This is a genomic window from Rhodococcus zopfii NBRC 100606 = JCM 9919, from assembly GCF_001895025.1.
Taxonomy (GTDB): Bacteria; Actinomycetota; Actinomycetes; order Mycobacteriales; family Mycobacteriaceae; genus Rhodococcus; species Rhodococcus zopfii.
Genome location: NZ_BCXI01000007.1, coordinates 1 through 23,677 on the forward strand (window position 1 = coordinate 1; position 23,677 = coordinate 23,677).

A 23,677-nucleotide genomic window follows, 5' to 3' on the forward strand; every position below is an offset into this window, starting at 1 on the left:
GGCCGCACCCGCCGCGACGGCGCAGGCCGTCGGCGGCGGCCACGCGGTCACCGGCTACTTCGTCGCGGTCCCGCACGCCGCCACCGCCCGGCACATCCTGGTGCCCACCGACGCCGGTGTCGTCGCCGTCGCCGCGACCGCCGACGGTGTCACCGCGACCGCGAGCCCGTCCGCGGCCGGGAGTGCCGAGTTCTCCGTGCGGTTCGACGGCGCGGTCGGCGTGCTCCTCGGCGACGGGGCCGACCCCGCCGCCGACGTCGCGGTCCTGTACCGGCTCGCGCTCGCATCGATCGGTGCGTACGCGGACGGCTTGCTCGACGGCGCAACGGCATTGACCGCCGAACACCTGAGCACGCGGCATCAGTTCGGTAAGCCGCTCGCGGCCTTCCAGGCTGTCGCGCAGCAGATCGCCGACGTCTACGTCACCGCGCGCACCCTGCACGTCGCGGCGCTCGCGTCGGCCTGGCGCGTCACTCACGACGGTGCCCGCTCGGCGACGGTGGACGACGATCTCGACGTCACGGCGTACTGGATCGCCGAGGAACTGCCGCCCGCGATGCGGGTTCTGCACCACCTGCACGGCGGCATCGGGGTCGACGTGACCTATCCGCTGCACCGTTATTCCTCGACCGCCAAGGATCTGGCGCGCCTGCTCGGCGGCGCCTCGTACCGACTCGACCTCGTGGGGGCCCGGTGTTCATCGATCTGACCGACGAGCAGCGCGCGCTGCAAGCGGAACTGCGACGTTACTTCGCGGATCTCATCTCCCCGGCGGAGGCCGCGATCATGCGCACCGAGCGGCACGGCCCCACCTACCGTGAGGTCATCCGCCGCATGGGCAAGGACGGCTGGCTCGGCGTCGGCTGGCCCACGGAATTCGGTGGCCGCGGGTTCGGTGAGATCGAACAGCAGATCTTCGCCAACGAAGCGGTCCGCGCCGACGTTCCGTTGCCGAGCGTCACACTGCAGACCGTCGGGCCGACCCTGCAGGTGTACGGCACCGAGGAGCAGAAGCGGAAGTTCCTGCCCGCCATCCTCTCCGGCGAGGTGCACTTCGCGATCGGCTATTCCGAACCGGAGGCCGGCACCGACCTGGCCGCGCTGCGCACCAGCGCCGTGCGCGACGGCGATTCCTATATCGTCAACGGCCAGAAGATCTTCACCACCGGCGGCCACGACGCCGACTACATCTGGCTCGCGGTGCGCACCGGTCCCGCCGACTCGCGGCACCGTGGCATCTCGATCCTCATCGTCGACACGACCGACCCGGGCTTCAGCTGGACCCCGATCATCACGTGCGACGGCGCCCACCACGTCAACGCGACCTACTACAGCGACGTGCGGGTCCCGGCGAACATGCTTGTGGGGGAGGAGAACAGGGGCTGGAAACTGATCACCACCCAGCTCAACCACGAGCGTGTCATGCTCGGACCGGCCGGCAAGGTCGGCGGTCTCTACGACCACGTGGCCGAGTGGGCGAAGAAGAATGATCTGCTGGACGAACCCGACGTGCGGCGCGCGCTCGGGGAGATCCGCGCAACCTTCCGCCTCAACGAACTGCTCAACTGGCAGGTCGCGGCGAGCGAATCCGACGCCGTGGACATCGCGGACGCCTCGGCCACCAAGGTGTTCGCCACCGAACGTATCCAGCGGGTCGGCCGGCTCGCCGAGGAGATCGTCGGACGCCACGGCGACCCCGCCGACCCCGGCACGGGTGAGCTGCTGAGCTGGCTGGACATGCAGATCAAGCGGAATCTCGTGATCACCTTCGGCGGTGGCGTCAACGAGGTGATGCGCGAACTGATCGCGACGGCGGGACTGGGCATGCCCCGGGTTCCGCGGTGAGAGAGGAACTTCCGATGGCGATACCCGACGAGATCCTCGCCGCCGCCGAACGTGTCCGTGGCGACGGCCCGTCGAAGCCCCGCTCCGGACGCGATCCGGTGAACATGCCGATGATCCGCAACTGGCTCGAGGCGATCGGCGACGAGAACCCGATCTACACCGACTCCGATGCCGCGGTCGCGGCCGGGCACGGCGGGCTCGTCGCGCCCCCGGCGATGGCCCAGGTGTGGACGATGCGCGGACTCGGCGCGCAGCGCGAGGCGGACGATCCGCTCGGCCGGATGACCGGCATCCTCGACGACGCCGGCTACACCTCCGTGGTCGCGACCAACTGTGACCAGGTCTATCACCGCTACCTGCGGCCCGGTGAAGAGGTCACGATCGAATCCACCCTCGAGGACGTGGTGGGTCCGAAGAAGACCGGTCTCGGCGAAGGCTGGTTCTTCACCACCCGCAACATCTGGAAGGTCGGCGACGAGATCGTCGCCGAAATGCTGTTCCGCATCCTGAAATTCGCGCCGCCCGCCAGGGAAGCGGTCGCGGCCGCGGTCGCACCGGCGGTTCCGGACGATCTCGACGCGACACGCCTGCTGCGTCCGTCCGCGTCACAGGACACGCAGTTCTTCTGGGACGGCATCGTCGCGCACGAGCTGCGCATCCAGCGCCGGCCCGACGGTTCCCTGCAACACCCACCGGTCGCCGCGCTGTGGCTGGACAGGACCGAAACCACCGACTATGTCGTCGCATCCGGGCGCGGCACCGTCTTCAGTTACGTCGTACACCACGCACCGAAGGTGCCGGGCCGGTCGCTGCCGTTCGTCGTCGCGCTGGTCGAGCTCGAGGAGAGCGCCGGGGGCGAGCGGAGCGACGGTTCCCGCAGCATCCGCATGCTCGGCGAGCTGCGCGGCGTCGACCCCGCCGACGTGCGCATCGGCATGCCCGTCGAGGTGACCTACCTCGACTTCCCGGCCGACGACGAGACCGGCGGCGAGCCGTGGACGCTGTATGCCTGGACACCCCGTCAGGAGACCGCATGAACACCGCGCATTCGAACACCGGGACGGTGACGGCGGGGGAGACGCTGCCCGCCCTGTCCATCCACGGCGACCCGACCTTCATCGTGTCGACCGCGCTGGCCACCCGGGACTTCCAGGACGTCCACCACGACCGCGACCTCGCGCAGCAAAAGGGATCGAAGGACATCTTCGTCAACATCCTCACCGACACCGGGCTGGTGCAGCGCTACGTCACCGACTGGGCCGGGCCCCGCGCGGTGATCAAGTCGATCTCGTTGCGGCTCGGCGTCCCCTGGTACGCGCACGACACGCTGGCGCTGACCGGCACCGTCGCCTCGGTCGACGACGGTTTGATCACCCTGGACATCGTGGGCAGCAACAGCCTCGGTAATCACATCAACGCCAAGGCCACCCTTGTGATCGGAGGTACCGCATGAGCGGGTTGTCCCGCCGCGCCGCGATCGTCGGCATCGGCGCCACCGACTTCTCCAAGGACTCCGGACGCAGCGAACTGCGCCTGGCCGCCGAAGCGGTCCGCGCCGCCCTCGACGACGCAGGGCTGCGTCCCGAGGACGTCGACGGTCTCACTTCGTTCACGATGGACACCAACACCGAGGTCGCGGTCGCGCGGTCGGTGGGCATCCCGAGCCTGAAGTTCTTCTCGCGCATCCACTACGGCGGCGGCGCCGCATGTGCGACGGTGCAGCAGGCCGCGATGGCGGTCGCCACCGGTGTCGCCGATGTCGTCGTCGCCTACCGCGCGTTCAACGAACGCTCGGGTGCCCGCTTCGGGCAGGTCAACTCGGCCCTGGCCACCCAGGTCAATTCGTCGGGCACCGACAACGCGTTCTCGTATCCGCACGGCCTGAGCACCCCGGCCTCGTTCGTCGCGATGGTCGCGCAGCGGTACATGCACATGACCGGTGCGACCAGTGCCGACTTCGGCGCGGTCGCGGTCGCGGACCGCAAGCACGCCGCCACCAACCCGAAGGCGTTCTTCCACGGCAAACCGATCACGCTCGAGGACCACCAGAACTCCCGGTGGATCGCCGAGCCGCTGCACCTGCTCGACTGCTGCCAGGAATCGGACGGCGGTGTCGCGATCGTGGTTACCAGCCCCGAACGCGCGAAGGACCTGAAGCAGGCGCCGGTGCTGATCGCCGGCGCCGCCCAGGGCAGTGCGCAGGACCAGTTCATCATGACCAGCTACTACCGGGACGGGTTGACCGGCCTGCCCGAGATGGGGATCGTCGGCAACCAGCTGTGGGAGCAGTCCGGCCTCACCCCGCAGGACATGCAGACGGCGGTGCTCTACGACCACTTCACCCCGTACGTACTCATGCAGCTCGAGGAACTCGGATTCTGCAAGCCCGGCGAGGCGAAGGACTTCATCGCGGACGGCGGCATCGAACTCGGCGGGCATCTGCCGCTGAATACGCACGGCGGCCAGCTCGGCGAGGCGTACATTCACGGCATGAACGGCATCGCGGAGGCGGTACGGCAGATCCGCGGCACCTCGGTCAACCAGGTTCCCGACGTCGAGAACGTTCTCGTCACCGCCGGCACCGGAGTACCCACGTCGGGTCTCGTCCTGTCGAGATAGCATCCCGGCAGAAACCGGTGAGTGGGATCGGTTGTGGTGGAACCGATCCCGCTCGGGTACCGATGATCCGGTAGCCGACGACGGGAGTGGACGTGAAAGAGTTCGAGGGCAAGGTCGCGCTGATCACCGGCGGGGCGCGCGGGCAAGGGCGTTCGCACGCCGTGGCGTTCGCCGAGCGCGGCGCCGACATCGTGATCTGCGATCGATGCGAGAACAGCGACGGGGTGTTCTATCCGCTCGCAACGGACGACGACCTAGCGGAAACCGTTCGCCTGATCGAGGCGACCGGCCGGCGCGTGATCGCCGAGAAGCTCGACACCGCCGACCGCGGTGCCCTCGACGCGCTCGTCGCGCGCGCCGCCGACGAGTTCGGCCGTATCGACATCGCGGTCGCCAATGCCGGGGTGTCCGTGGCGGCGCCCGTGCAGATGATGCCGCAGAACATGTGGGACGAGGCGATCTCGTCGAACCTCACGGGCGTGTTCAACACCATCGGGGCGGTCGCGCCCGGCATGATCGAGCGTGGCTACGGCCGGATCGTGACGATCTCCTCGATGCTCGGCCGTGCCGGCAACACGAACATGGCCGCCTACAGCGCGTCCAAGTGGGGGGTCATCGGCCTGACGAAGAGTGCCGCGCTCGATCTCGCGCAGCACGGAATCACCGTCAACGCCATTGCGCCCGGTAATATCTCGACGCCGATGATTCACAACGATTTCCTGTACGGCATGCTGCGGCCCGACCTCGAGAAGCCGACCGCCGACGATGTGGCCCCGGTGTTCGCGTCCCTGCACGCGCAGCCGGTGCCGTGGCTCGACCCTGCGGAGATCACCCGGGTCGTGCTGTTCTTTGCCGCCGAGGCCGCCGCCCACATCAGCGGTACGGTCCTGCCCGTCGACGCCGGCAACGCGGCACGCGTGACCGGCTGATCCCTTTCCCGGCCGATCCGTGCCGAGGCTGCGTCGTTCGTCTCATCGCTGTGCCGCGAGCGGGATACCGTGGAACCCGCCGGCCGGTGCCGGCCCTTGCCCATCCTGTTTGCCGGACGGCCGGACGAGTGGACCGGAACGATCGGCGCAGCCGCTCGGAGGGATCAGCCATGTCGGACACGAACGGGTACGTCGTCCCGCACCCCACGTGGGAACAGCGCGTCGAGGCCGGTCTCGCGGCGCGTCGCACCACCCCGATTGCCGCCCTCGCCGAGGTCTCTCCCGACGAAGGTCGCGATCCGCTCGCCCTGTTGGAGCAGCAGGCCGCGACCCGGATCCCGCAACTGATCTCGGTCCGGTACGGGCGGATGTCGAGTTCCCCGTTCGCGTTCTACCGCGGTGCTGCGCTGGTGATGGCGGACGATCTGTCGCGCACCCCGAACAGCGGCCTGATCTCCCAGTTGTGCGGAGACGCGCACCTGAGCAACTTCGGGCTCTTCGCCACGCCGGAACGTAAACTGGCATTCGACGTCAACGATTTCGACGAGACCTACCCCGGTCCGTTCGAATGGGACGTCAAACGGCTCGTGGCGAGCCTCGCGGTCGCGGCCCGCGACAACGGTTTCACCGGGAAGGAACGTAAACGGATCACCCGGGCCTGCGCCGCCGAATACCGCGAGACGATGCTCGCACAGGCCGAGCGGGGAAACCTTGCCGTCTGGTACTCACACGTCGAACCGTCCACCGAACTCGTGGATCTGCGCGACGAACTCGATTCGTCGATGAAGAAGCGCACCCGAAAACTCATCGAGAAGTCGATGACCCGCGACAGCGTGCAGGCGCTCGGGAAACTCACGACGATCGTCGACGGCGAACGCCGGATCATCAGCGCCCCACCGCTCATCGTTCCGATCGAGGAGGTCTTTGCCGATCTCGACACCGAACTGATCTATCAGGAGCTGCACGAGCGCCTCCGGTCGTACCGATCGACCCTGCAGTGGGACCGTCGCGTCCTGCTCGAACAATTCGAATTCGTGCAGGCCGCCCGCAAGGTGGTGGGAGTCGGCAGCGTCGGTACCCGCGCCTGGATCATGCTGCTGCGCGGTCGCGACGACGACGACCCCTTGTTCCTGCAGGCCAAGGAAGCTCAACGATCGGTGCTCGCGGACTATGTGGACGGTCCGACGTTCGCGAACGAAGGTGAACGCGTCGTCAACGGGCAGCGGCTGATGCAGGCGGCGAGCGACATCTTCCTCGGCTGGCAGAAGGGCACGGGCGCCGACGGAGTGCAGCGCGACTTCTACCTCCGGCAACTCCGCGACGGCAAGGGCTCCGCGGTCGTCGAGGCGATGACCCCGACAGGGCTGACGCTGTACGGCAGGTTGTGCGGGCGGGTGCTCGCCTACGGGCACGCGCGGTCGAGCGACCGCGTCGCGATCGCCGCGTATCTCGGCTCCGACAGCGAGTTCGACGAGGCCATCGCGGACTTCGCGGAAGTGTACTCCCAGCGCAACAAGAACGACCGGAACCAGCTCGTCGACGCGATCGACGAGGGAAAGGTCAAGGCACGCACGGGCATCTGACGAGCGCGAACCGACGAGTTTTCGCGAACTGCCCAGGTTTCGGCTGCGCTCGGGAGCAAGATATCCGGTGAACCTTCCGCGGGGAGGTTCCTCGCACGGACCACTCGGAAAGGTGCACGTCATGGATTCGTTTTGGGATTACGTGTGGTACACGATCGTGGTGTTCGCCTTCGTGGCGTATCTGATCGTGCTGTTCCAGATCGTGGTCGATCTGTTCCGCGATCACCATCTCTCCGGCTGGGTCAAGGCGCTGTGGTTGATCGTCCTGGTGCTGTTCCCGTACCTCAGCGCGTTCGTCTACCTGATCGTCCGCGGCCGGGGCATGGCCGAGCGCACGCGTGCAGCGCAGTTCGAGGCCAAACAGGCCACCGATCAGTACATCCGGCAGGTTGCGGGAAAGTCGCCCTCCGAGAGCATTACGGAGGCGAAGTCCCTACTGGACTCGGGAGTGATCACCGAGGCGGAGTTCCAGCAACTCAAGGCCCACGCACTGGGTCAGACGGCCGCGGGCTGACGCGGCGGCCCCCCGGCCCCCCGTTTCCGAGCGAATGTACCGTTCGTCTCCTTCAACCGATCGAACGTGCCCTTCGCTCGGAAAACAGGGGGTCCGGAGCGCACGACGCGTCAGCCGGCGAGGATGCGCGCCTTCTCCGCTTCGAATTCGGCGTCGGTGAGCACTCCCTGTGCCTTCAGCTCGCCGAGCTGTTTGAGCGCCTCGAGCCGGTCGACGCCACCCGAAGCCGGGGGTGCGGGCGGCGGCGGAGGAGGTGCGGCCTGCTGCTGCGCCTGGGCCTGCTGTTCTTGATCCTGCTGAGCCCAGCGCCGACCCTGGCGGCGCGAGACCCGATTCGACACGGACGTTGCGGTTCCCGCGATCACGGCGGTCCGGGCGACGCCGCGAAGTAATCCGGGCATGAGTCCAACCTTTCTCTCGGATGTGCGGTGTGTCAGTTCTCGGGCACTGTCAGTTCTCGGGCACTGTCAGTTCTCGGTCTCCAGGGCGTCGAGTGATGCCAGAATGCTCTGTACCGGTACCCGGCCGGAGGCAACGAGCTGAGCTCCGTTGTGGCGCAAGGCAGTTGCCAACGGTGCCGCCCAGGTGTTCTCGTAGATCAGGACCGCTGCCGAGCACCCCGGTTCCAGCGCTTCACCGGCGTCGGCGAGGTCTGTGTCGTCGAGCAGTCCGGAGAACGCTTCGGCGAACAGGGTCACGTCGAAGTCGCCCTGGAGTCCGACGTCGGCGATGTCGATCCCGCTGACGGACCCGTCGGCGCTCTTCTGGACGAACTCGAGGTCGAGCACGCGGATGATGCCGCGTCCGACGAGGTCGACCAGCAGGGGAAGCGCGGAGCCGTCCGGGGGACGGTTCGCGGGAAATTCGATGACGAGATAGTCGACGGGGCCCATCTCGTCGAGTTCGGTACCGGTCACGGCGGTCTCTTTTCCTGAGAGGACGGGTACTGCGTTTCGGCGTTCTCGACGATAGCCCTCCGCGCGGGTCTGCGCCGTGTTTCCGCTGGCAGGCGGGTATGTGGTCGATATCCCGTGTCGCCCGGTGCAATTCCGGCGACGGCTGCACCCCATACCGGCGGTGAGGGGAGTTCGGGCCGTGATGATCAAAAACATGCCGGGAACGCGTAGCGCGCGCATACTACCGATACCACTCACCTCGTGAAAGGGACGGTCATGTCCGAAGAAGTGCGTGTCAATCCGGAGGCCGGCAGCGTCAAACAGGGCATCGCTGCGGGCACCTCCATCGGAGCCGCGGTGATCCTCGTGACCCTCGGCATCATCTCCCTCTTCCAAGGAATCGCCGCCGTAGCGGAGGACGAAGTCTTCGTCCGTGGCGTCGAGTACATGTACAAGCTCGATTTCACCGGTTGGGGCTGGATCCACATCATTCTCGGCATCCTCATGATCCTCGTGGGTATCGCGTTGATGGCGGGCCAGACGTGGGCGCGGGTCACCGCGGTCATCATCGCGGCGCTGTCGATCATCGCGAACTTCCTGTGGCTGCCGTACTACCCGTGGTGGTCGATCCTGATCATCGCGCTCGACATCGTGGTCATCTGGGCGGTGTCGACGTGGAAGCCGCAGCCCGACTACTACTAGACCCTGAGCAATGACCACCGGCGCCGGCCCCTCCGGCTCGAGTACCCCGGACGGCCCGCTCGCCTCGGGCGAGCGGGCCGAACTGGAGCGATTGCGAGCCGAGGTCGCGTCCCTGCGGTCGCGGGCCGCGGGGCCTCCCCCCGCGGCGCTGCCGCGGGAACGCGAACCTCGGCACGCCCTGCGGTGGACGGCCGTGGCGATCCTCACCGTCCTGGTCGCGGTCCTCGCGCTCGCGACGGTGACCGCCCGATTCGTGCGCGGCGAAGTCCTCGACACGGACCGATACGTCACCACCGTCGCTCCGCTGGCATCCGATCCGGCGATCCAGGATCAGATCGCCGACTCCGTCACCGACGAGATCTTCGCCCGGGTCGATATCCAGCAACTCACCGCGGACGCGCTGTCGGCGCTCACCGACCTGGTACCGGCGACCGGGAACGCGCCGCGTCTCGACCGCGCTATCGATGGGCTGGCGCCGGTGATCGCCGGGCAGGCACGCAGTTTCGTCAACGAAACGGTGCTGTCCCTGGTGCGCAGCGACCAATTCGACGACCTGTGGATCCAGGCGAACCGTGCCGCCCACACCGGTCTGGTCGCGGTCGTGACAGGCGAGGTCGGGCCGTCCTCGGTGACGGTGGACGAGTCCGGCACGGTCAGCATCTCGCTGGGCACGGTCATCGACAATGTCAAAGCACGCCTGATCGACCGGGGCTTCACGTTCGCGGAGAAGATCCCGGCGATCGACAAGCAGTTCGTCCTGTTCCAATCACCGGATCTGGTGCGCGCGCAACGCGCGGTGTCCGCGCTGGACAAGGCGTCCGGGATCCTGCCGTGGGTCACGATCGCTGCGGCGGTGGCCGCCGTGGTGGTTGCACCCGCGGGCCGGCGCCTGCGCGCCCTCGCGTTCGTCGGCGTCGCCCTGGCGATCGGGATGCTCGTGCTCGCAATCGCACTGATCATCGGGCGCGCAATCTATCTCGACAAGATCCCGCCCGACGTGCTGTCTCCGGACGCCGCCTCCACACTCATCGACACGGTGCTCGTGCCGCTGCGGGCCGCGCTACGCGGTGTCGCCGTCCTCGGCCTGGTGATCGCCGTGGCGGCGTACCTGACCGGCGGCTCGGCTTCGGCAACCGCCGTGCGCCGCGGTTTCGGACGCGGACTGGACACCTTGCAGCGGGTGCGCCGTACGCGCCCGCCGAACGAAGTGGAACTGTGGGTGGCACGAGCCCGAGTTCCATTGCGGGTGGCAATCATTGCGATCGGTGCGGTGCTGCTGATGTTCTGGCGGTACCCCACGGGTCTGGTGGTGGTGTGGATCGTGATCGGTGTCCTCCTCGCTCTGCTGGTACTCGAAGTGTTCGTCCGTCCGGTGCGGACGTGGCAGGCGCAGTCCGCTGCCGGCACCCGGCCACCGGACACCGACGCACCGACCGGGTAGCCCACCATGTCCGCCGTCGTCGACGAGGTTCCGGGCGCGGCACGCTGGTGGGCGCGCGCCGCCGGACTCTGTGTGCTCGCCGCGATCGTCCTGCCGATCGCCGAGGCGGGTGTGCGTGGTGTCGTGCTGCTCGTGATCGTCGGAATCGCGGGGGTCGTGGTCACCGTCGCCGCGACCTACTGGTTCCTGTCCCGGCGAGGAGCACTGCGGGCGGCTGCGCTCGGGCTGGCCGTCCTGGTGCCGATCGCGGTGCTGGCGTTGTACATCCACCAGCGGCACCTGTGGGTCGTGGTCGTCGCGGGTGTTCTCATCGCACTCGCCCTCGTGTGTGCCCGCGCGGCATTGCGGATCCACCACGACGAGTCCGCCCAGCCCGAATATCCCGCGACGCCGGTGACTCGGCCGTTCCTGGTGATGAATCCTCGCTCCGGCGGCGGGAAGGTGATCAAGTTCGATCTGCAGCGCAAGGCCGAGGCATTGGGCGCCACGGTGGCGCTGCTCGACGGCCCCGAACCGGTCGACGTGGAGGCACTGGCCCTCGAGGCGGTCGCGCGCGGAGCCGACCTGCTCGGGGTGGCCGGTGGCGACGGCACCCAGGCGCTTGTCGCCGGGATCGCCGCCGCGCACGACCTCCCGTTCGTGGTGATCAGCGCCGGAACCCGCAACCATTTCGCGCTCGATCTGGGACTGGACCGCGACGATCCCGCCGCGTGCCTCGACGCGCTGCGCGACGGTGTCGAGTTGCACGTCGATCTCGGCGACATCGACGGCCGCACGTTCGTCAACAACGCCTCGTTCGGGGTGTACGCCGACATCGTGCAGAGCTCGGACTATCGCGACGACAAGACGGGGACCGTGCTCGAGATGCTGCCGGACCTGCTCGCGGGCAGTCGTGGGGTGCGGCTGCGTGCCCGAATCGACGCGGAACTCGTCGACGGCCCACAGGCGATCCTGGTCAGCAACGGCCCGTACACCACCGACGACCTGGCCGGACTGGGCCGGCGTACCAGGCTCGACCGGGGCCGCCTCGGTGTGGTGGCGATCGCGGTGTCCGGCGCGCGGCAGGCGGTCGGTCTGCTCAACCGGGCGCGCAGCCGAGGCCTCGTGCAGCGCACCGCAACCGAGGTGGTCGTCGATGCCGACGCACCCGACATCCCGGTCGGTGTCGACGGCGAGTCCCTGCGCATGCCGACACCGGTGCGGTGCACGATCACCCCGGGTGCGCTCCGGGTACGGGTTCCCCGCAACCGCCCGGGCGTCCGTGTTCCCCCGCCTGCCCTGGATTGGGTGAGGCTGCGCGAACTCGCCCTGCCGCGTCGTCAGTCGTCGGGTTCCGCGTCCCCGGGGGTGCGCTGACCGACGTCCTCGGCGCCGACCGGCCGACGAGGCAATCGGCCCGTGCCGAACAGTGCCGCCACCGCAATCAGCGCGGTGACCGCGAACGCGACCTGCAGTGCCTCGAGTCGCGCATCCGAATTGACGGCGACGATCGCCTGCTGGGTGGCGGCGTCTACGCCGGCCTGGTCGAGCGCGCTCATGAGCTGGGTGTCGGACAGGAACGGAACTCCGGCTGCCATGTCGGTGGTGGCCTGCTGTTCCACCGACGCCGGGACTGCCGGGTTGTCCTCGATGCCGGCTACCACCGAGGACGTGAGGGTGGCGATGAGAATCGATCCGATCAACGCGGTGCCCAATGATGCACCGAGGTTCGTGGCGGTGTTCTGCAAGCCGCCGACCTCGGCGCTGCGTGTGTCGGGCACCGCCGACACCGTGACCGCGCCCAGTTGGGACGCGAGTGCTCCCAATCCCAAACCCATCAACAACATCGGGATCGAGACGACTGCCGCGTTGGCACCGGGGTCCATGCCGGCGGTGAGAACCAGGATGCCCACGATCATCGACCCGAGCCCGAGCCGGACGACACGCTGCGGATTCGCGTGCGGCCACAGCTTGGGTACTCCGGTCGCCGCGAGCACCAAGGCGATCGACAGCGGCAGAATTCGGACACCGGTCTGGACCGCACTCAGCTCGAGCACCACCGACAGGAACAGCGGAACCGAGAAGAACACCCCGGCCTGGACCGCGAACTGCGCGAAGAACATGCCGAGTCCGCCGGTGAGTTGCCGGTTCGTCAGGAGGGCCGGGTCGACCAGCGCCTCACGTCCTCGCTCCGTCAAGAAATGCTGACGCCGCAGGAACAGGTAGAGCACCAACATGCCACCGAGCACCAGCCAGATGACAGGGGACATGCCGATCACCTGCGGAGCTCCGGACTTGGAACGGACCCAACCCCATTCGCTCGACCGCAGCACCCCGTAGACGACCATCGTGAGGCCGATCACGGACAACACCGAACTGACGAGGTCGAGCCGCGTGCGTTGCGGCGGCACGTCCTGCACTTTCCGTAGAACCAGCAGAATCAGCAGCACGACGACGACCTCGCCGAAGAAGACGTACCGCCAGGATGCGAACGTCGTCACCGCCCCGCCGAGCAGCGGGCCCACCGCCACGGCCATCGCCCCGGCGGCCGCGACCAGCCCGTACGCCGCTGCCCGACGTTCCGGTGAGAAGTTCGAGGCGACGAGAGAAACGATGGCGGGCATGATCAGTGCGGCGCCGACGCCTTCGAGCAGTGACCAGCCCAGCAGCAGGATCGCCAGGTTGGGGGCGAGCCCGGTGACGAACGATCCGATGCCGTAGATGATCAATCCCAGGCCGAACGCCCTGCGTCGGCCGAGGATGGAGCCGATCTTTCCACCGGTGATCATCAGTGAGGCCATCACGAGGGTGTACAGGGTGATCGCCGTTTGGATGCCGGTGATCGTGGTGCCGACGTCCTGCGCGACCGTCGCCATCGACACATTCATCACCGAGCTGTCGAGGGTCATGAGGAACTGACCCGACGCGAGCACCGCCAGGACCAGAGTCGATCCGGAACCGACTCCCCGGGCCGGGGGCTTCTCGACGCTCATGTTCGACCGCTTCCGATCCCGGCCGGAACGACCGCTGGACGAATCGTGTTGGGGCAACCGCTCCCAAGTACAGCAGGTCGCGCCCTGAGCCGCCCGTTTTCGCACGCGCCGGATTGCCTGTGGTGCCGCGGTGGACTAGACACGGACGAGCATCGTCGCGAATCGGGACGGGCATCGTGGTGAAAGGGGACATATGCAGGTCGAGGGCAAGGTTGCGGTGGTCACCGGAGCGGGAGGCGGCATCGGTGCGGCGATCGCGGGAAGTCTGGTCGCGGCGGGGGCCAAGGTTCTGCTCGCCGACCTCGACGGCGACGCCGCGCAGCGGGTCGCCGCCGAACTCGATCCCTCCGGAACGGGATCGGCTCTCGGGGTGCGGGCGGACGTGGCCGACAGCGACGAGATTCGCGCCCTCGTCGACCGTGCGGAGCGCGAACTCGGGCCGGTGGCACTGTATTTCGCGAACGCCGGGATCACCGGCGCGCCCGGTCTCGATGCCGATGAGTCCGTGTGGGACCGCGCGTTCGACGTGAACGTGCGCGCTCACATCCGCGCTGCCCAACTGCTCGTGCCGAGGTGGCTCGACCGCGGCGAGGGTTATTTCGTTTCCACCGCATCCGCGGCCGGCCTGCTGACCCAGATCGGATCGGCCACCTATTCGGTGACGAAGCACGCAGCCGTCGGATTCGCGGAGTGGTTGTCGGTCACTTATGGCGACAAGGGAATCCGCGTGTCCTGCCTGTGCCCGATGGGGGTCGAGACCGCGTTGCTACGGGAGGGGGAGCGATCCGGAACCGGGCTGGGCGACACGGCGACCCGCGCCGTCACCTCCGCGGGGAAGGTACTCGCGCCGTCCGAGGTTGCGGAGATCGTCCTCGCCGCGATCGGGGAGGAACATTTCCTGATCCTGCCGCATGCGGAAGTTCTCGACATGTACCGCTACAAGGGTGCGGACTACGACCGCTGGATCGCCGGGATGCGCCGATTCCAGGCGAAGTTGCTCGCGGACGGTTGAGCGCCCCGCGGAAAACCGGTCGCGACTTGTCGGTACCGTCGGGCAGACTGGGGGCACACGACGACGGTCAGGGGAGGACCGATGGTTGATGCCATAGTCGCAGAGGGTCTGATCAAGACCTACGGGAAGGTGCGGGCGCTCGACGGCGTCGATCTGCGCGTACCGGAGGGCACGGTGACCGCATTGCTCGGACCGAACGGTGCGGGCAAGACCACCGCGGTGCGGGTGCTGACCACTCTGCTGGTGCCGGACTCCGGCCGCGCCGAGGTCGCCGGCTACGACGTCGTCGCCGATGCCCGTGCCCTGCGGGCGTACATCGGGGCCTCCGGGCAGTACGCGGCGGTCGACGAGTACCTGACCGGCTTCGAGAATCTCGAGATGGTGGGCCGGCTCTACCATCTCGGTGCCAGACGCAGCCGGGAACGTGCCCGTGAACTGCTCGAACGGTTCGATCTCGTCGAGGCAGGCGACCGCCCCGTCAAAGGCTATTCCGGAGGGATGCGCCGCCGCCTCGACCTTGCGGGTGCTCTCGTCGCCGAGCCGCCGGTTCTGTTCCTCGACGAACCCACCACCGGTCTCGATCCCCGGGCCCGGCTCGGGCTCTGGGAGGTCATCGAACAGCTGGTTGCGCGTGGCACGACGCTGCTGCTCACCACGCAGTACATGGAGGAAGCCGAACGGCTCGCCGACGACATCGCCGTGATCGACCACGGCAGGGTGATCGCCGAGGGGACCGCCGACGAGCTCAAGAGCCTCGTCGGCAGCGAGCGTATCGAGCTGGGGATTCCCGATCAGGTGCACCGCGAGGTCGCGGTGCGCGAGCTCGAATCCGTCGCGGCCGGTGAGATCCAGATCGACGGCGGCGCGGGGACGCTGACGATCCCGGTCGGGTCGTCCCCGGACGGCGGCGCCGAGGCACTTCTCGTCGCGCTGGGCAAGTTGTCCGCTGCGGACGTGCGTGTGGTGGATGCAGCATTGCGCAAACCGACACTCGACGACGTGTTTCTCACCCTGACCGGCCACGAGGCAGACGAGGAGGCGGCGAAGTGAACACGATGCAGATGGTCGCGTCCGACGGGCTCACCATCGCGAAACGCAACGTCATCAAGATCAAGCGTGTGCCCGACCTGATCGTGTTCACGATCCTCTCGCCGATCATGTTCGTGTTGCTGTTCGCGTATGTGTTCGGCAGTGCCATCGACATCCCGGGCATGTCGTACCGGGAATTCCTCATCGCGGGCATCTTCACCCAGACGGTGATCTTCGGGTCCACGTGGACCGGTCTGGGCATGGTCGAGGACCTGCAGAAGGGCATCATCGATCGGTTCCGCTCGCTGCCGATGGCGCCGTCCGCGGTGCTGATCGGCCGGACCACGAGCGATGTGCTCATCAACGTGGTGAGCCTGATCGTGATGTCGCTGACCGGTCTCGTCGTGGGCTGGCGCATCAACACATCACTGGGCGAGGCCGTTGCCGGATACCTGCTGCTGTTGCTGTTCGCCTACGCGTTGTCGTGGGTCATGGCGGTCATCGGCATGTGGATCCGCACACCGGAGGTGTTCAACAACGCGAGCTTCATGGTGATCTTCCCGTTGTCGTTCATCGCGAACACGTTCGTCGACCCGTCCTCGATGCCGCCGCTGCTGCGCACGATCGCCGAGTGGAATCCGATGTCCGCGTTGACGCAGGCGGTGCGCGAGCTGTTCGGGAACACGAACCCGATGATGCCGACGCCCGAGGTGTGGCCGCTGCAGAACCCGATCCTCGCCTCGCTGCTGTGGACCGCTCTGATGCTGATCGTGTTCGTGCCCTTGGCGATCCACCGCTATCAGAAGGCCGTCAGCCGCTGATCCTGCAATCACGGCTGAATCCTGCGATCACAGCGGGCTGTCCATCCACGAGTAGTCGAGGCCGGCCCAGCCGCTGACGAGACCGAACGTTCCCAGCAGCCACAGCGTTGTGAGGACAACGGCGCCGGTGCCGAGCGCGCCCGCGCCGCGCACGACCCAGGACTGTCGGGAAAACCACGCCATGAACCGGTCGTACCGGGTGCGCACGCCGTGCAGGGTCCGGTGTGCCCACGCGAACTCCGACGCGAGGATGCCGAGTCCGGCGAACACGATCAGCCATCCCGGCCCGGGGTAGGGGATCGCAACGACGCCGAGGACCAGCACGATCGTTCCGGCTGTGGCCACGGTGAGTCGGTAGGTCAGATTCAGAGTGGGTCGTACCGCGATGTGCGTGCGCAGCCGATGCAGGCGCCGCCGGATCGTCGGCGGCGAGGCAGATGACTCGACCCGTTCACTGTTCACGATCGCTCCGGGTTCGTTCCTCTTCGGTCGCGTCGTTTCGTGTGCGACCGGCTCTCCGAGTTCCACTCTACCGGCGACCACCGAGTGCGGACGGGGGCGTTCGGAGGCCGCGATCGCCGGGCAGGCGTGAATCACCTGGTCGGCGGCCCAGCGACGTAGCGCAAACTCAGGCTGCCCTTTCTCAGGTTTGCCAAGCCTTATAGACTCCTGCGGTGCTTTCCCGTTCCACCGAGCTCGTCGAATGCTCGCGGGTTCCGTTCGCCGCGGGCCTTGCCGCTCACGGGGAGCGGACCGCGCTCATCGTCGACGGCCGCGACGTCACCTACCGTGAACTCGCCGACCGGGTCGACGCCGTCGTACACCGGCTCGGTTCGACCCGCCGGCTCGTCCTGATCACCGGCGGCAATGCCCTCGACCCGATCGTCGCCTACCTGGCGGCGCTGGCGGCGGGTCATCCGGTGCTGCTCGTGCCCGGCGGCAACGCCGACACCCTCGCCGCGATGATCGAGGCGTATCGTCCCGACGTCGTCGTCGACGACGGCCGCTTCGACGAACATGCACCCGGCACCACCCACGACCTGCACCCCGATCTGGCGCTGTTGCTGAGCACGTCCGGATCCACCGGCTCGCCCAAACTGGTACGCCTGTCCCACGACAACGTGCAGGCCAACGCCGAGGCGATCGCCACCTACCTCGATATCCGGAACACCGACCGTGCGATCACGACCCTGCCGATGCACTACTGCTACGGGCTGTCGGTGCTGCACAGTCACCTGCTGTGCGGCGCGGGGGTGGTGCTCACCGACCGGTCCGTCACGGAACCGGAATTCTGGAACCTGGTCCGGAACCACCGCGTCAGCGCGCTTGCCGGCGTCCCGTACACGTTCGACCTGCTCGATCGGGTCGGTTTCGCCGACCTGGACCTGAGCTGCCTGCGGTACGTCACACAAGCCGGGGGCAGGCTCGATCCCGAGCGGGTACGCGGATACACCGCGCTCGGGCAGCGCCGCGGCTTCGACTTCGTCGTCATGTACGGGCAGACCGAAGCCACCGCCCGCATGGCGTACCTGCCGCCGGAACTGGCCGCGCAGCATCCGGACACCATCGGCATCCCCGTCCCGGGCGGCTCGCTCCGCATCGAACCGGTCCCCGAGAGCGACGACGGCGCCGGTGAACTCGTCTACACCGGACCGAACGTCATGCTCGGATACGCGACGACACCCGGCGATCTGGCCCTGGGCCGGGTCGTCGACGAACTGCGCACCGGGGACCTGGCCGTGCGCACCGACGCGGGGCTGTATCGCATCGTCGGACGCCGATCCCGGTTCGCGAAGCTGTTCGGTCTGCGGATCGACCTGCAGCGCGTCGACGCCGTACTCGGCGACCACGGCCTGGTCGCGTGCTGCGCCGGCGGCGACGACCAGCTGGTCGTCGCGGTTGTCGAAGCCGACCCGCGGCAGGTCCGGAAGCTCGCCGCCCGGGCGAGCGGGCTGCCCGAGCCGGCGGTGCGGGTGGTCCCGGTGGCGGAGCTGCCGCGCACCGAGAACGGCAAACCCGACTTCCGCGCGGTCGCCGCACTCGCCGACCGCGCGCCCGGCGATCCGTCCGCCGACGGCGGCCCGATCGACCTGTCCCGGCTGCGCTCGCTCTACACCGAGATCCTCGCGACCGACGGCGTCACCGACGACAGCACCTTCGTCGACCTCGGCGGGGACTCCCTCACCTACGTGCGGACGTCGGTGCGGCTCGAGAAGCTCCTGGGGACCCTCCCCGCCGACTGGCACACCACGCCGCTGCGCGAGCTGGCCGCCGCGGCCGGCCGTCCCCGGCGCGGGCTGCGCACCGTCGAGACGAACGTGCTGATCCGGGCGCTGGCCATCGTCCTCATCGTCGGGTCGCATCTGCATCTGTTCGCGCTCGTCGGTGGTGCACACGTGCTGCTCGCCGCCGCCGGGTACAACTTCGCGCGGTTCAACCTCGCCGGATCCCGGGGTGTCCGGTTGCGGCACACGCTGGCGTCCGTCGCGCGAATCGCCCTGCCGAGCGCGGTGTGGATCGGAGGGGTCGTCGCTGTCACCGGCGCCCACCCGTTGAGCAGTGTGTTCCTCCTCAACGGCGTGTTCGGGCCCGACGCCTGGACCCGCGAGTGGCGGTACTGGTTCGTCGAGGCGCTGGTGTACATCGTGCTCGGGATCGCCGTGCTGCTCGCGATCCCGTGGGTGGACGAACGGGAACGCCGCTTCCCGTTCGCGTTCCCGATGGTGCTCGTGGTCGCGGGGCTGCTCACCCGTTATCAGGTGATCGGACCGGACACCCCGACCAGCCAGATCCTGGCGTCGTATGTGGTGTTCTGGCTGTTTCCTCTCGGCTGGGCGGCGGCACGTGCGGTCGCGGTGTGGCAGCGCGTGGTGGTGAGCGCGATGGCGTTGGTGACGGTGCCGGGTTTCTTTCACGACGAGCCCGGACGGACCGCGCTGGTCGTCGGCGGGCTGCTACTGCTCGTCTGGGTTCCGAGACTGTGGTGGCCGGCGTTGTTCGTTCGCCCGGTGGAGGTGCTCGCAGGCGCCTCGTTGTTCATCTACCTGACTCACTTCACGGTCTATCCGTACCTCCGGGACATCGACCCGTGGCTCGCGTTCGCGGCATCGCTGGCGGTCGGGGTCGCCTATCAGCAGCTCTGGATCGGCCTTGGCCGGCTGTGGGGCAGGTGGCGCCCCCGCTCGTTCGGCGCTCCCGCGGTCGCCGGCCGGGAACCCACCGGGAATCCGGCCCGGACCGTGACGGTCACAGGTACGGGCGGGTGATCAGCTCGATCGCGTGACCGGACGGGTCCTTGAAGTAGACGCCGCGCCCACCGTGTTCGGTGTTGGTTTCTCCGGGGCGCCGCATGTGCGGGTCGGCCCAGTGCTCGATGCCGGCGTCGAGCAGACGCCGGTACGCGCGGTCGAACAGGTCGTCGTCGACGAGGAACGCGTAGTGCTGCATCTGGATGTCGACCGGGGGCGCGGCGAACTGGAGCAGCACGCCGTCGTCGAGTTGGAGGTTGGTGAACACGCCCCAGGACGGTGCTTCACCGAGTTCCAGGAGCTCGCGGAAGAACCGCGCGGACTCGTCGCGGTCGCGGGAGGCGATGATCGTGTGATTGAAGGTTGCGGGCACAGGTTTGTCCTTGCTGTCGTTCGATTCTCGGGTGGAAGTACATGCGGATGTGCAGGTTCTTCCGGGGGTCCCCGGATCGAACACGGACGGCGACTCGCCGCCCGGACTGCGGTCAGCTCTCCACCGGATCGCCGATCCGTGTGTGGCGCAATGCCGTCCCGGTGTTCACCCGACGGACCCTACTCGCGTCGGACCGAGACTGCACGCGCTTGCACAGCGGATCAGCGGCCGTGGAAGGCGGCCCATTCGTTCAGTGCGGTCGAGAACTCGGCCGACATTGGAAGCGGCGCGAAAATGTCGAGGCTGCTGGGCGGCACCGGTCCGAGTTCCTTCAGCTGGTGGCTTGCGGTCGCGAAACGGTGGAACTCCAACTCGGTGTGCGCGAGCGCATTCCGCAGCGGCTCGACCTGCGCGCAGCTGACATTGAGGTCCTTGTCCGAGCAGGTCAGCAGTACCGATGCCGACTCGTCCAGTCCGGCCGCGAGAATGCTCGGGTCCAGACTGTCGGCCTCGGACAGGAATTTCGCATTGGCCTCGTTGAGGCCGAGCTGCGCAAGCATCGGATGTACATCGGCCGGGACGGTGCCGGTGGCCCGCAGGGACTCGACGGTGCGATCGAGATCGGCTCGGACGGCGTCGGCTTCACCGGCGGGCAGCTGTCCGCCCGCGACCGCGCCGTCGAGCTGGGTCGAGATCTGGGCGTCGAGCAGGTCCAGGTAGCGGATCGGCAGCGGCTGGAGCAGCCCGATGCCGGCCGACGTGACGCCGCGATCCACGAGCGCCAGCGCGGTGAGCGCGCCCTCGCTGTGGCCGAGCACGAGCAATCCGTCGGCGTCGACACCGGTACGGTCGCGCAGCAGGGACGCCGCCGCGGCGGCGTGGTCTACCTGATCGGTGAAGCCGTAGTCTCCGATGTCCTCCGGCGCCAGGTCGCCGAGTCCGGTCGCGCCACTGCCGAGCTTGTCGAAGCGTAGGCTCGGGATGCCGTGCTCAGCAAGGATGTCCGCGAATCGCGCGAGCGTGTCGGCTGTGATACCCGGCTGGTTGCCGTTCCGGTCGGTCGGCCCGCTACCGGGCAGCAGCAGTGCCGCGGTCCCGGCGACCGGATGTTCCGGCGTGCGCAGGCTGCCGAAGAGCGTCAAGCCCTCTGATTCGAAGGTGACCTCGGTGTCGGTGCCGATCGGGGCGATCAGCGAACCGGTGTCGGGTGCGGCGGTCGCCGTCGCGGGAAGCGTTGAAGCACCCAGCAATGCAAGGACGGGCACGAACGCACAGGCCAACCACCGCTTCGTGTTTCGCATGGGTAAGCACCCTAGCAGCGGTGCGGACAGAACTGATCGCGGCAGGCCGAATGGTCTGCCGCGATCGTCCGCCGCGCATCAGTAGATGCTGCGGTCCGGTTGCCAGGTGGACACCGCCCAGATGACGACGATGTCGAGCGCGATGATCAGCACCGACCACCAGGGGTAGTACGGCAACCACATGAAGTTCACCAGAATCGACAGCGCGGCGAGGATGATCGCGCCCATCCTGGCCCACGTTGCACCCGTCAACAAGGCAAGGCCGACGAGGATTATCACCACTCCGAATCCGATGTGGATCCAGCCCCACGTCGTGAAATCGAACTTGAACGTGTACTCCACGCCCACCACGAACAGCTCGTTCTCGGCGACCGCGGCGATGCCCTGCAGGAGTTGCAGGATGCCCACGGTGATGAGAATGACGGCTGCCGCGACGGACGTGCCCGCGGCAACCTTCTGCTTGGTGCTTCCCCGATCGACGGTCACATCATCGGACACGACGGTCACCTTCCAGTCGGATATGCCCCCACCCGGAACGCTATTGTGCGCGACGGACCCGGCGTCCCGACGCGGTTTCCGGGAACTTCACCCGATCCGGGTGACCGACGTGCGCTCAGGGCAGCAGACGATCCAGGAAGCTGTTGCTGAACACCCGATGCGGATCGAGCCGGTTGAACACCTGCCGTGCCGAATCCCAGTTCTCGTTCGCCGGAACGCCCTGCCGGTAGGTGTCGGGAAGCGCCCCGGTGAGGATCGAATCGTCGGTGTAGGGAAGGTCGGGGCCGAACGCCCAGCCCTTCGACCATTCGGGCCGGAACGTGGAATCGCCACCGGCGAAACGTTGGCGCATCCACTGTTCCATCTCCCGGTAGAACGCGAACATGCCGGGGGTGCCCGGGACACCGAGCACGTTCAGCCAGATCGCGGTGTCCCATTCGGGATGGTCGGGGCGGGGCCGCATCGCCGAGATCGTCGGCGGGCCCGCCGACGGAACGCGCACGTCGTCGGGCTGGTCCAGCCCACAGCAACGGATTTCGACGGGACCGTTGAGCGGGTACTGGCCCAGCGATCGGTAGTGCTCGATCCGTTCGTGGAACCAGCGGGTGAAGTCGTGGATCACGTTGGCGATGTTGGCGCGGCTGGTGAGTACCGCGCCACCGCCCTCGGTCAGCCGAAGCGTGGTGGCCTTGATGTAGAACTGCAGATCCTTCGACCAGCCCCAGATGTCGCTCGAGTTCGTCGCGGCGAGCCCGGCGACCGTCACTCCGTAGTACGTCTGACCGAATGCCGGTGCGATGGCGGTGTTTCCGGAAGTGATCTGGCCCAGGAGGTCGGTGATCGGCTCGGGAACGTTGTCGGAGAACGGATAGTTGTAGGGCCCGGTGACCTCGCGGGATGCGGCCGGCTTCTCCGGCGCGATCGACCACACCTTCATCCACGGCTTGTCCGTGAACGGATACCAGATGGCTTCGGCGCGCCCGTCGGCACGCACGAACGATTCGAAGGTGCGGCCGGATGCGCCGGCCGGTGCGAACAGTTCACGCCAGTCGATGTCGGTGAAGCTTCGGCAGCGCATCCGCGCGTTCGGGCCGGCCTGCATCGTGACCGAGGTGATGAACGTGCGTCCGAGATTGGTGAGCAGCGCGGTGATGTCGGAGTCGGAGCGGCGGAATGTGCGCAGCCCGTACTCGCTGCCCGTCCACACCACCGCGGTCATCTCCGTGACCAGGTTGCTCAGCGAGCCGAACGTGTTGCCGGGCACCGGTTCCTCGCCCTCGGCGGGCAGTGCGGCACCGTGGGCGTCGACGGCGAGCGATCCGGCGATCGAGAGGACGCCCGGTGCGGGAAGATTCGCCCAGCCCAGCCCGTGCTCCTGGAGTGCGGTGGTGATCGCGTCGAGCGTTGCGCCGGCGCCGGCGGTCACGGTCGCGGGGTCGCCGCCCGGCTGCACGCTCACCCCACCCAGATGGGTCATCGTGTCCGCGAGGATCACCCGGTCCACGGACGCACCGTTGACGACGGTCAGCGGGGTCCAGCCGTGCATCGCGCCACGTGGCCGGATCGTGTAGCCATTCGCGTGTGCCCAGTTTGCAAGGCGAACAACATCGTTCGGGCTCGTCGGTGTGCAGGTCCACACCGCATCGAGCATGATTTCCTTGGACCAGTTCTGATAAGCCTGCTGGAACAGGGCGATGCCCTCGGGAAACTGCGGGGGGGCGGGCAGCGTGGCGCCCGACGATCCGAACGGAAGTGCATGGGCCGGAGCCCAGCCGCCCAAGGCGGTGGCAGCGAGTGCCCCCGCCCCGGCGGCGAGGAAACCCCGCCGGGACAGGCGCAAAGACTCGTCACGAATCGTCATGCAAGATCTGCTTTCTCGTCGGGAAGAGGAGAT

General features: G+C 67.9%; 23 protein-coding genes. 15 read left to right on the forward strand and 8 right to left on the reverse strand.

Annotated elements, in window-relative coordinates:
- From RZ1_RS03965 to RZ1_RS04000, 8 genes are all read left to right on the forward strand, one after another.
- Nucleotides 1-709: acyl-CoA dehydrogenase family protein (locus tag RZ1_RS03965; protein WP_072809445.1), on the forward strand; the 709-nt coding region annotated here is incomplete at its 5' end.
- A complete protein-coding gene (locus RZ1_RS03970; protein ID WP_072809446.1) occupies nucleotides 694-1,845 on the forward strand; it encodes an acyl-CoA dehydrogenase family protein in 1,152 nt (383 codons plus the stop codon). The genes RZ1_RS03965 and RZ1_RS03970, both read left to right, overlap by 16 nt.
- 14 nt (nucleotides 1,846-1,859) lie before the next feature.
- Nucleotides 1,860-2,882: a bifunctional MaoC family dehydratase N-terminal/OB-fold nucleic acid binding domain-containing protein gene (locus RZ1_RS03975; RefSeq protein WP_072809448.1), complete on the forward strand. Its 1,023-nt coding sequence runs from the start codon at nucleotides 1,860-1,862 to the stop codon at nucleotides 2,880-2,882.
- Nucleotides 2,879-3,298 (forward strand): MaoC family dehydratase, encoded by a 420-nt coding sequence (locus tag RZ1_RS03980; protein WP_072809450.1) that lies wholly within the window; start codon nucleotides 2,879-2,881, stop codon nucleotides 3,296-3,298. Before RZ1_RS03975 ends, RZ1_RS03980 begins: the two co-directional genes overlap by 4 nt.
- A complete protein-coding gene (locus RZ1_RS03985; RefSeq protein ID WP_072809451.1) occupies nucleotides 3,295-4,464 on the forward strand; it encodes a lipid-transfer protein in 1,170 nt (389 codons plus the stop codon). Before RZ1_RS03980 ends, RZ1_RS03985 begins: the two co-directional genes overlap by 4 nt.
- Nucleotides 4,465-4,556: 92 nt before the next feature.
- Nucleotides 4,557-5,393 carry a mycofactocin-coupled SDR family oxidoreductase gene (locus tag RZ1_RS03990; RefSeq protein ID WP_072809740.1) on the forward strand — a complete coding sequence of 279 codons (837 nt, stop codon included), beginning with the start codon at nucleotides 4,557-4,559 and terminating at the stop codon, nucleotides 5,391-5,393.
- Between the two features lie 170 nt (nucleotides 5,394-5,563).
- Nucleotides 5,564-6,976, forward strand: a complete 1,413-nt coding sequence (locus RZ1_RS03995; RefSeq protein ID WP_072809453.1) for a DUF2252 domain-containing protein — start codon at nucleotides 5,564-5,566, stop codon at nucleotides 6,974-6,976.
- A 121-nt stretch (nucleotides 6,977-7,097) separates the two neighbouring features.
- Nucleotides 7,098-7,490, forward strand: a complete 393-nt coding sequence (locus tag RZ1_RS04000; RefSeq protein ID WP_072809454.1) for an SHOCT domain-containing protein — start codon at nucleotides 7,098-7,100, stop codon at nucleotides 7,488-7,490.
- Nucleotides 7,491-7,600: 110 nt separating this feature from the next.
- On the opposite strand, the gene RZ1_RS04005 is transcribed toward RZ1_RS04000, so the two are convergent.
- On the reverse strand, nucleotides 7,601-7,891 hold the full coding sequence (locus RZ1_RS04005) for an SHOCT domain-containing protein (RefSeq protein WP_072809456.1): 291 nt from the start codon (nucleotides 7,889-7,891) through the stop codon (nucleotides 7,601-7,603).
- Between the two features lie 66 nt (nucleotides 7,892-7,957).
- Nucleotides 7,958-8,383 (reverse strand): DUF6325 family protein, encoded by a 426-nt coding sequence (locus RZ1_RS04010; RefSeq protein ID WP_283236143.1) that lies wholly within the window; start codon nucleotides 8,381-8,383, stop codon nucleotides 7,958-7,960.
- A 279-nt stretch (nucleotides 8,384-8,662) separates the two neighbouring features.
- Between RZ1_RS04010 and RZ1_RS04015 the strand changes: the two genes are divergently transcribed.
- The 3 genes from RZ1_RS04015 to RZ1_RS04025 are packed head-to-tail and all read left to right on the forward strand — an operon-like array spanning nucleotide 8,663 to nucleotide 11,885.
- Nucleotides 8,663-9,088 carry a DUF7144 family membrane protein gene (locus tag RZ1_RS04015; RefSeq protein WP_072809459.1) on the forward strand — a complete coding sequence of 142 codons (426 nt, stop codon included), beginning with the start codon at nucleotides 8,663-8,665 and terminating at the stop codon, nucleotides 9,086-9,088.
- Between the two features lie 10 nt (nucleotides 9,089-9,098).
- Complete coding sequence (locus RZ1_RS04020) at nucleotides 9,099-10,529, forward strand: hypothetical protein (protein ID WP_072809461.1); 1,431 nt, start codon at nucleotides 9,099-9,101, stop codon at nucleotides 10,527-10,529.
- Between the two features lie 6 nt (nucleotides 10,530-10,535).
- Nucleotides 10,536-11,885 carry a diacylglycerol/lipid kinase family protein gene (locus RZ1_RS04025; protein ID WP_072809462.1) on the forward strand — a complete coding sequence of 450 codons (1,350 nt, stop codon included), beginning with the start codon at nucleotides 10,536-10,538 and terminating at the stop codon, nucleotides 11,883-11,885.
- On the opposite strand, the gene RZ1_RS04030 is transcribed toward RZ1_RS04025, so the two are convergent.
- Nucleotides 11,849-13,501, reverse strand: a complete 1,653-nt coding sequence (locus RZ1_RS04030; RefSeq protein WP_072809464.1) for an MFS transporter — start codon at nucleotides 13,499-13,501, stop codon at nucleotides 11,849-11,851. The genes RZ1_RS04025 and RZ1_RS04030 overlap by 37 nt on opposite strands.
- A gap of 193 nt (nucleotides 13,502-13,694) precedes the next feature.
- Here RZ1_RS04030 and RZ1_RS04035 point away from each other — a divergent pair, with 193 nt between their 5' ends.
- The 3 genes from RZ1_RS04035 (at nucleotide 13,695) to RZ1_RS04045 (ending at nucleotide 16,363) form a co-directional block, all read left to right on the forward strand.
- Nucleotides 13,695-14,513 (forward strand): SDR family oxidoreductase, encoded by an 819-nt coding sequence (locus RZ1_RS04035; RefSeq protein WP_072809465.1) that lies wholly within the window; start codon nucleotides 13,695-13,697, stop codon nucleotides 14,511-14,513.
- A gap of 81 nt (nucleotides 14,514-14,594) precedes the next feature.
- A complete protein-coding gene (locus RZ1_RS04040; RefSeq protein ID WP_072809467.1) occupies nucleotides 14,595-15,563 on the forward strand; it encodes an ATP-binding cassette domain-containing protein in 969 nt (322 codons plus the stop codon).
- Between the two features lie 5 nt (nucleotides 15,564-15,568).
- Entirely contained in the window at nucleotides 15,569-16,363 is a 795-nt protein-coding gene (locus RZ1_RS04045) for an ABC transporter permease (protein ID WP_171061670.1), read from the forward strand.
- Nucleotides 16,364-16,390: 27 nt separating this feature from the next.
- Here the strand turns inward: RZ1_RS04045 and RZ1_RS04050 are convergent, their stop codons facing one another.
- Nucleotides 16,391-16,783, reverse strand: coding sequence for a TIGR02611 family protein (locus RZ1_RS04050; protein ID WP_072809741.1), 393 nt, complete (start codon nucleotides 16,781-16,783; stop codon nucleotides 16,391-16,393).
- Nucleotides 16,784-17,037: 254 nt separating this feature from the next.
- Between RZ1_RS04050 and RZ1_RS04055 the strand changes: the two genes are divergently transcribed.
- Entirely contained in the window at nucleotides 17,038-19,629 is a 2,592-nt protein-coding gene (locus RZ1_RS04055; RefSeq protein WP_083583516.1) for an AMP-binding protein, read from the forward strand.
- Here the strand turns inward: RZ1_RS04055 and RZ1_RS04060 are convergent.
- From RZ1_RS04060 to RZ1_RS04075, 4 genes are all read right to left on the reverse strand, one after another.
- Nucleotides 19,610-19,984, reverse strand: coding sequence for a VOC family protein (locus RZ1_RS04060; protein ID WP_072809470.1), 375 nt, complete (start codon nucleotides 19,982-19,984; stop codon nucleotides 19,610-19,612). The genes RZ1_RS04055 and RZ1_RS04060 overlap by 20 nt on opposite strands.
- A gap of 221 nt (nucleotides 19,985-20,205) precedes the next feature.
- On the reverse strand, nucleotides 20,206-21,285 hold the full coding sequence (locus RZ1_RS04065) for an alpha/beta hydrolase (protein ID WP_238071710.1): 1,080 nt from the start codon (nucleotides 21,283-21,285) through the stop codon (nucleotides 20,206-20,208).
- A 78-nt stretch (nucleotides 21,286-21,363) separates the two neighbouring features.
- Entirely contained in the window at nucleotides 21,364-21,783 is a 420-nt protein-coding gene (locus tag RZ1_RS04070; RefSeq protein ID WP_072809743.1) for a DUF7144 family membrane protein, read from the reverse strand.
- Nucleotides 21,784-21,898: 115 nt separating this feature from the next.
- A complete protein-coding gene (locus RZ1_RS04075; RefSeq protein WP_072809474.1) occupies nucleotides 21,899-23,644 on the reverse strand; it encodes a cholesterol oxidase substrate-binding domain-containing protein in 1,746 nt (581 codons plus the stop codon).
- Nucleotides 23,645-23,677 lie beyond the last annotated feature (33 nt).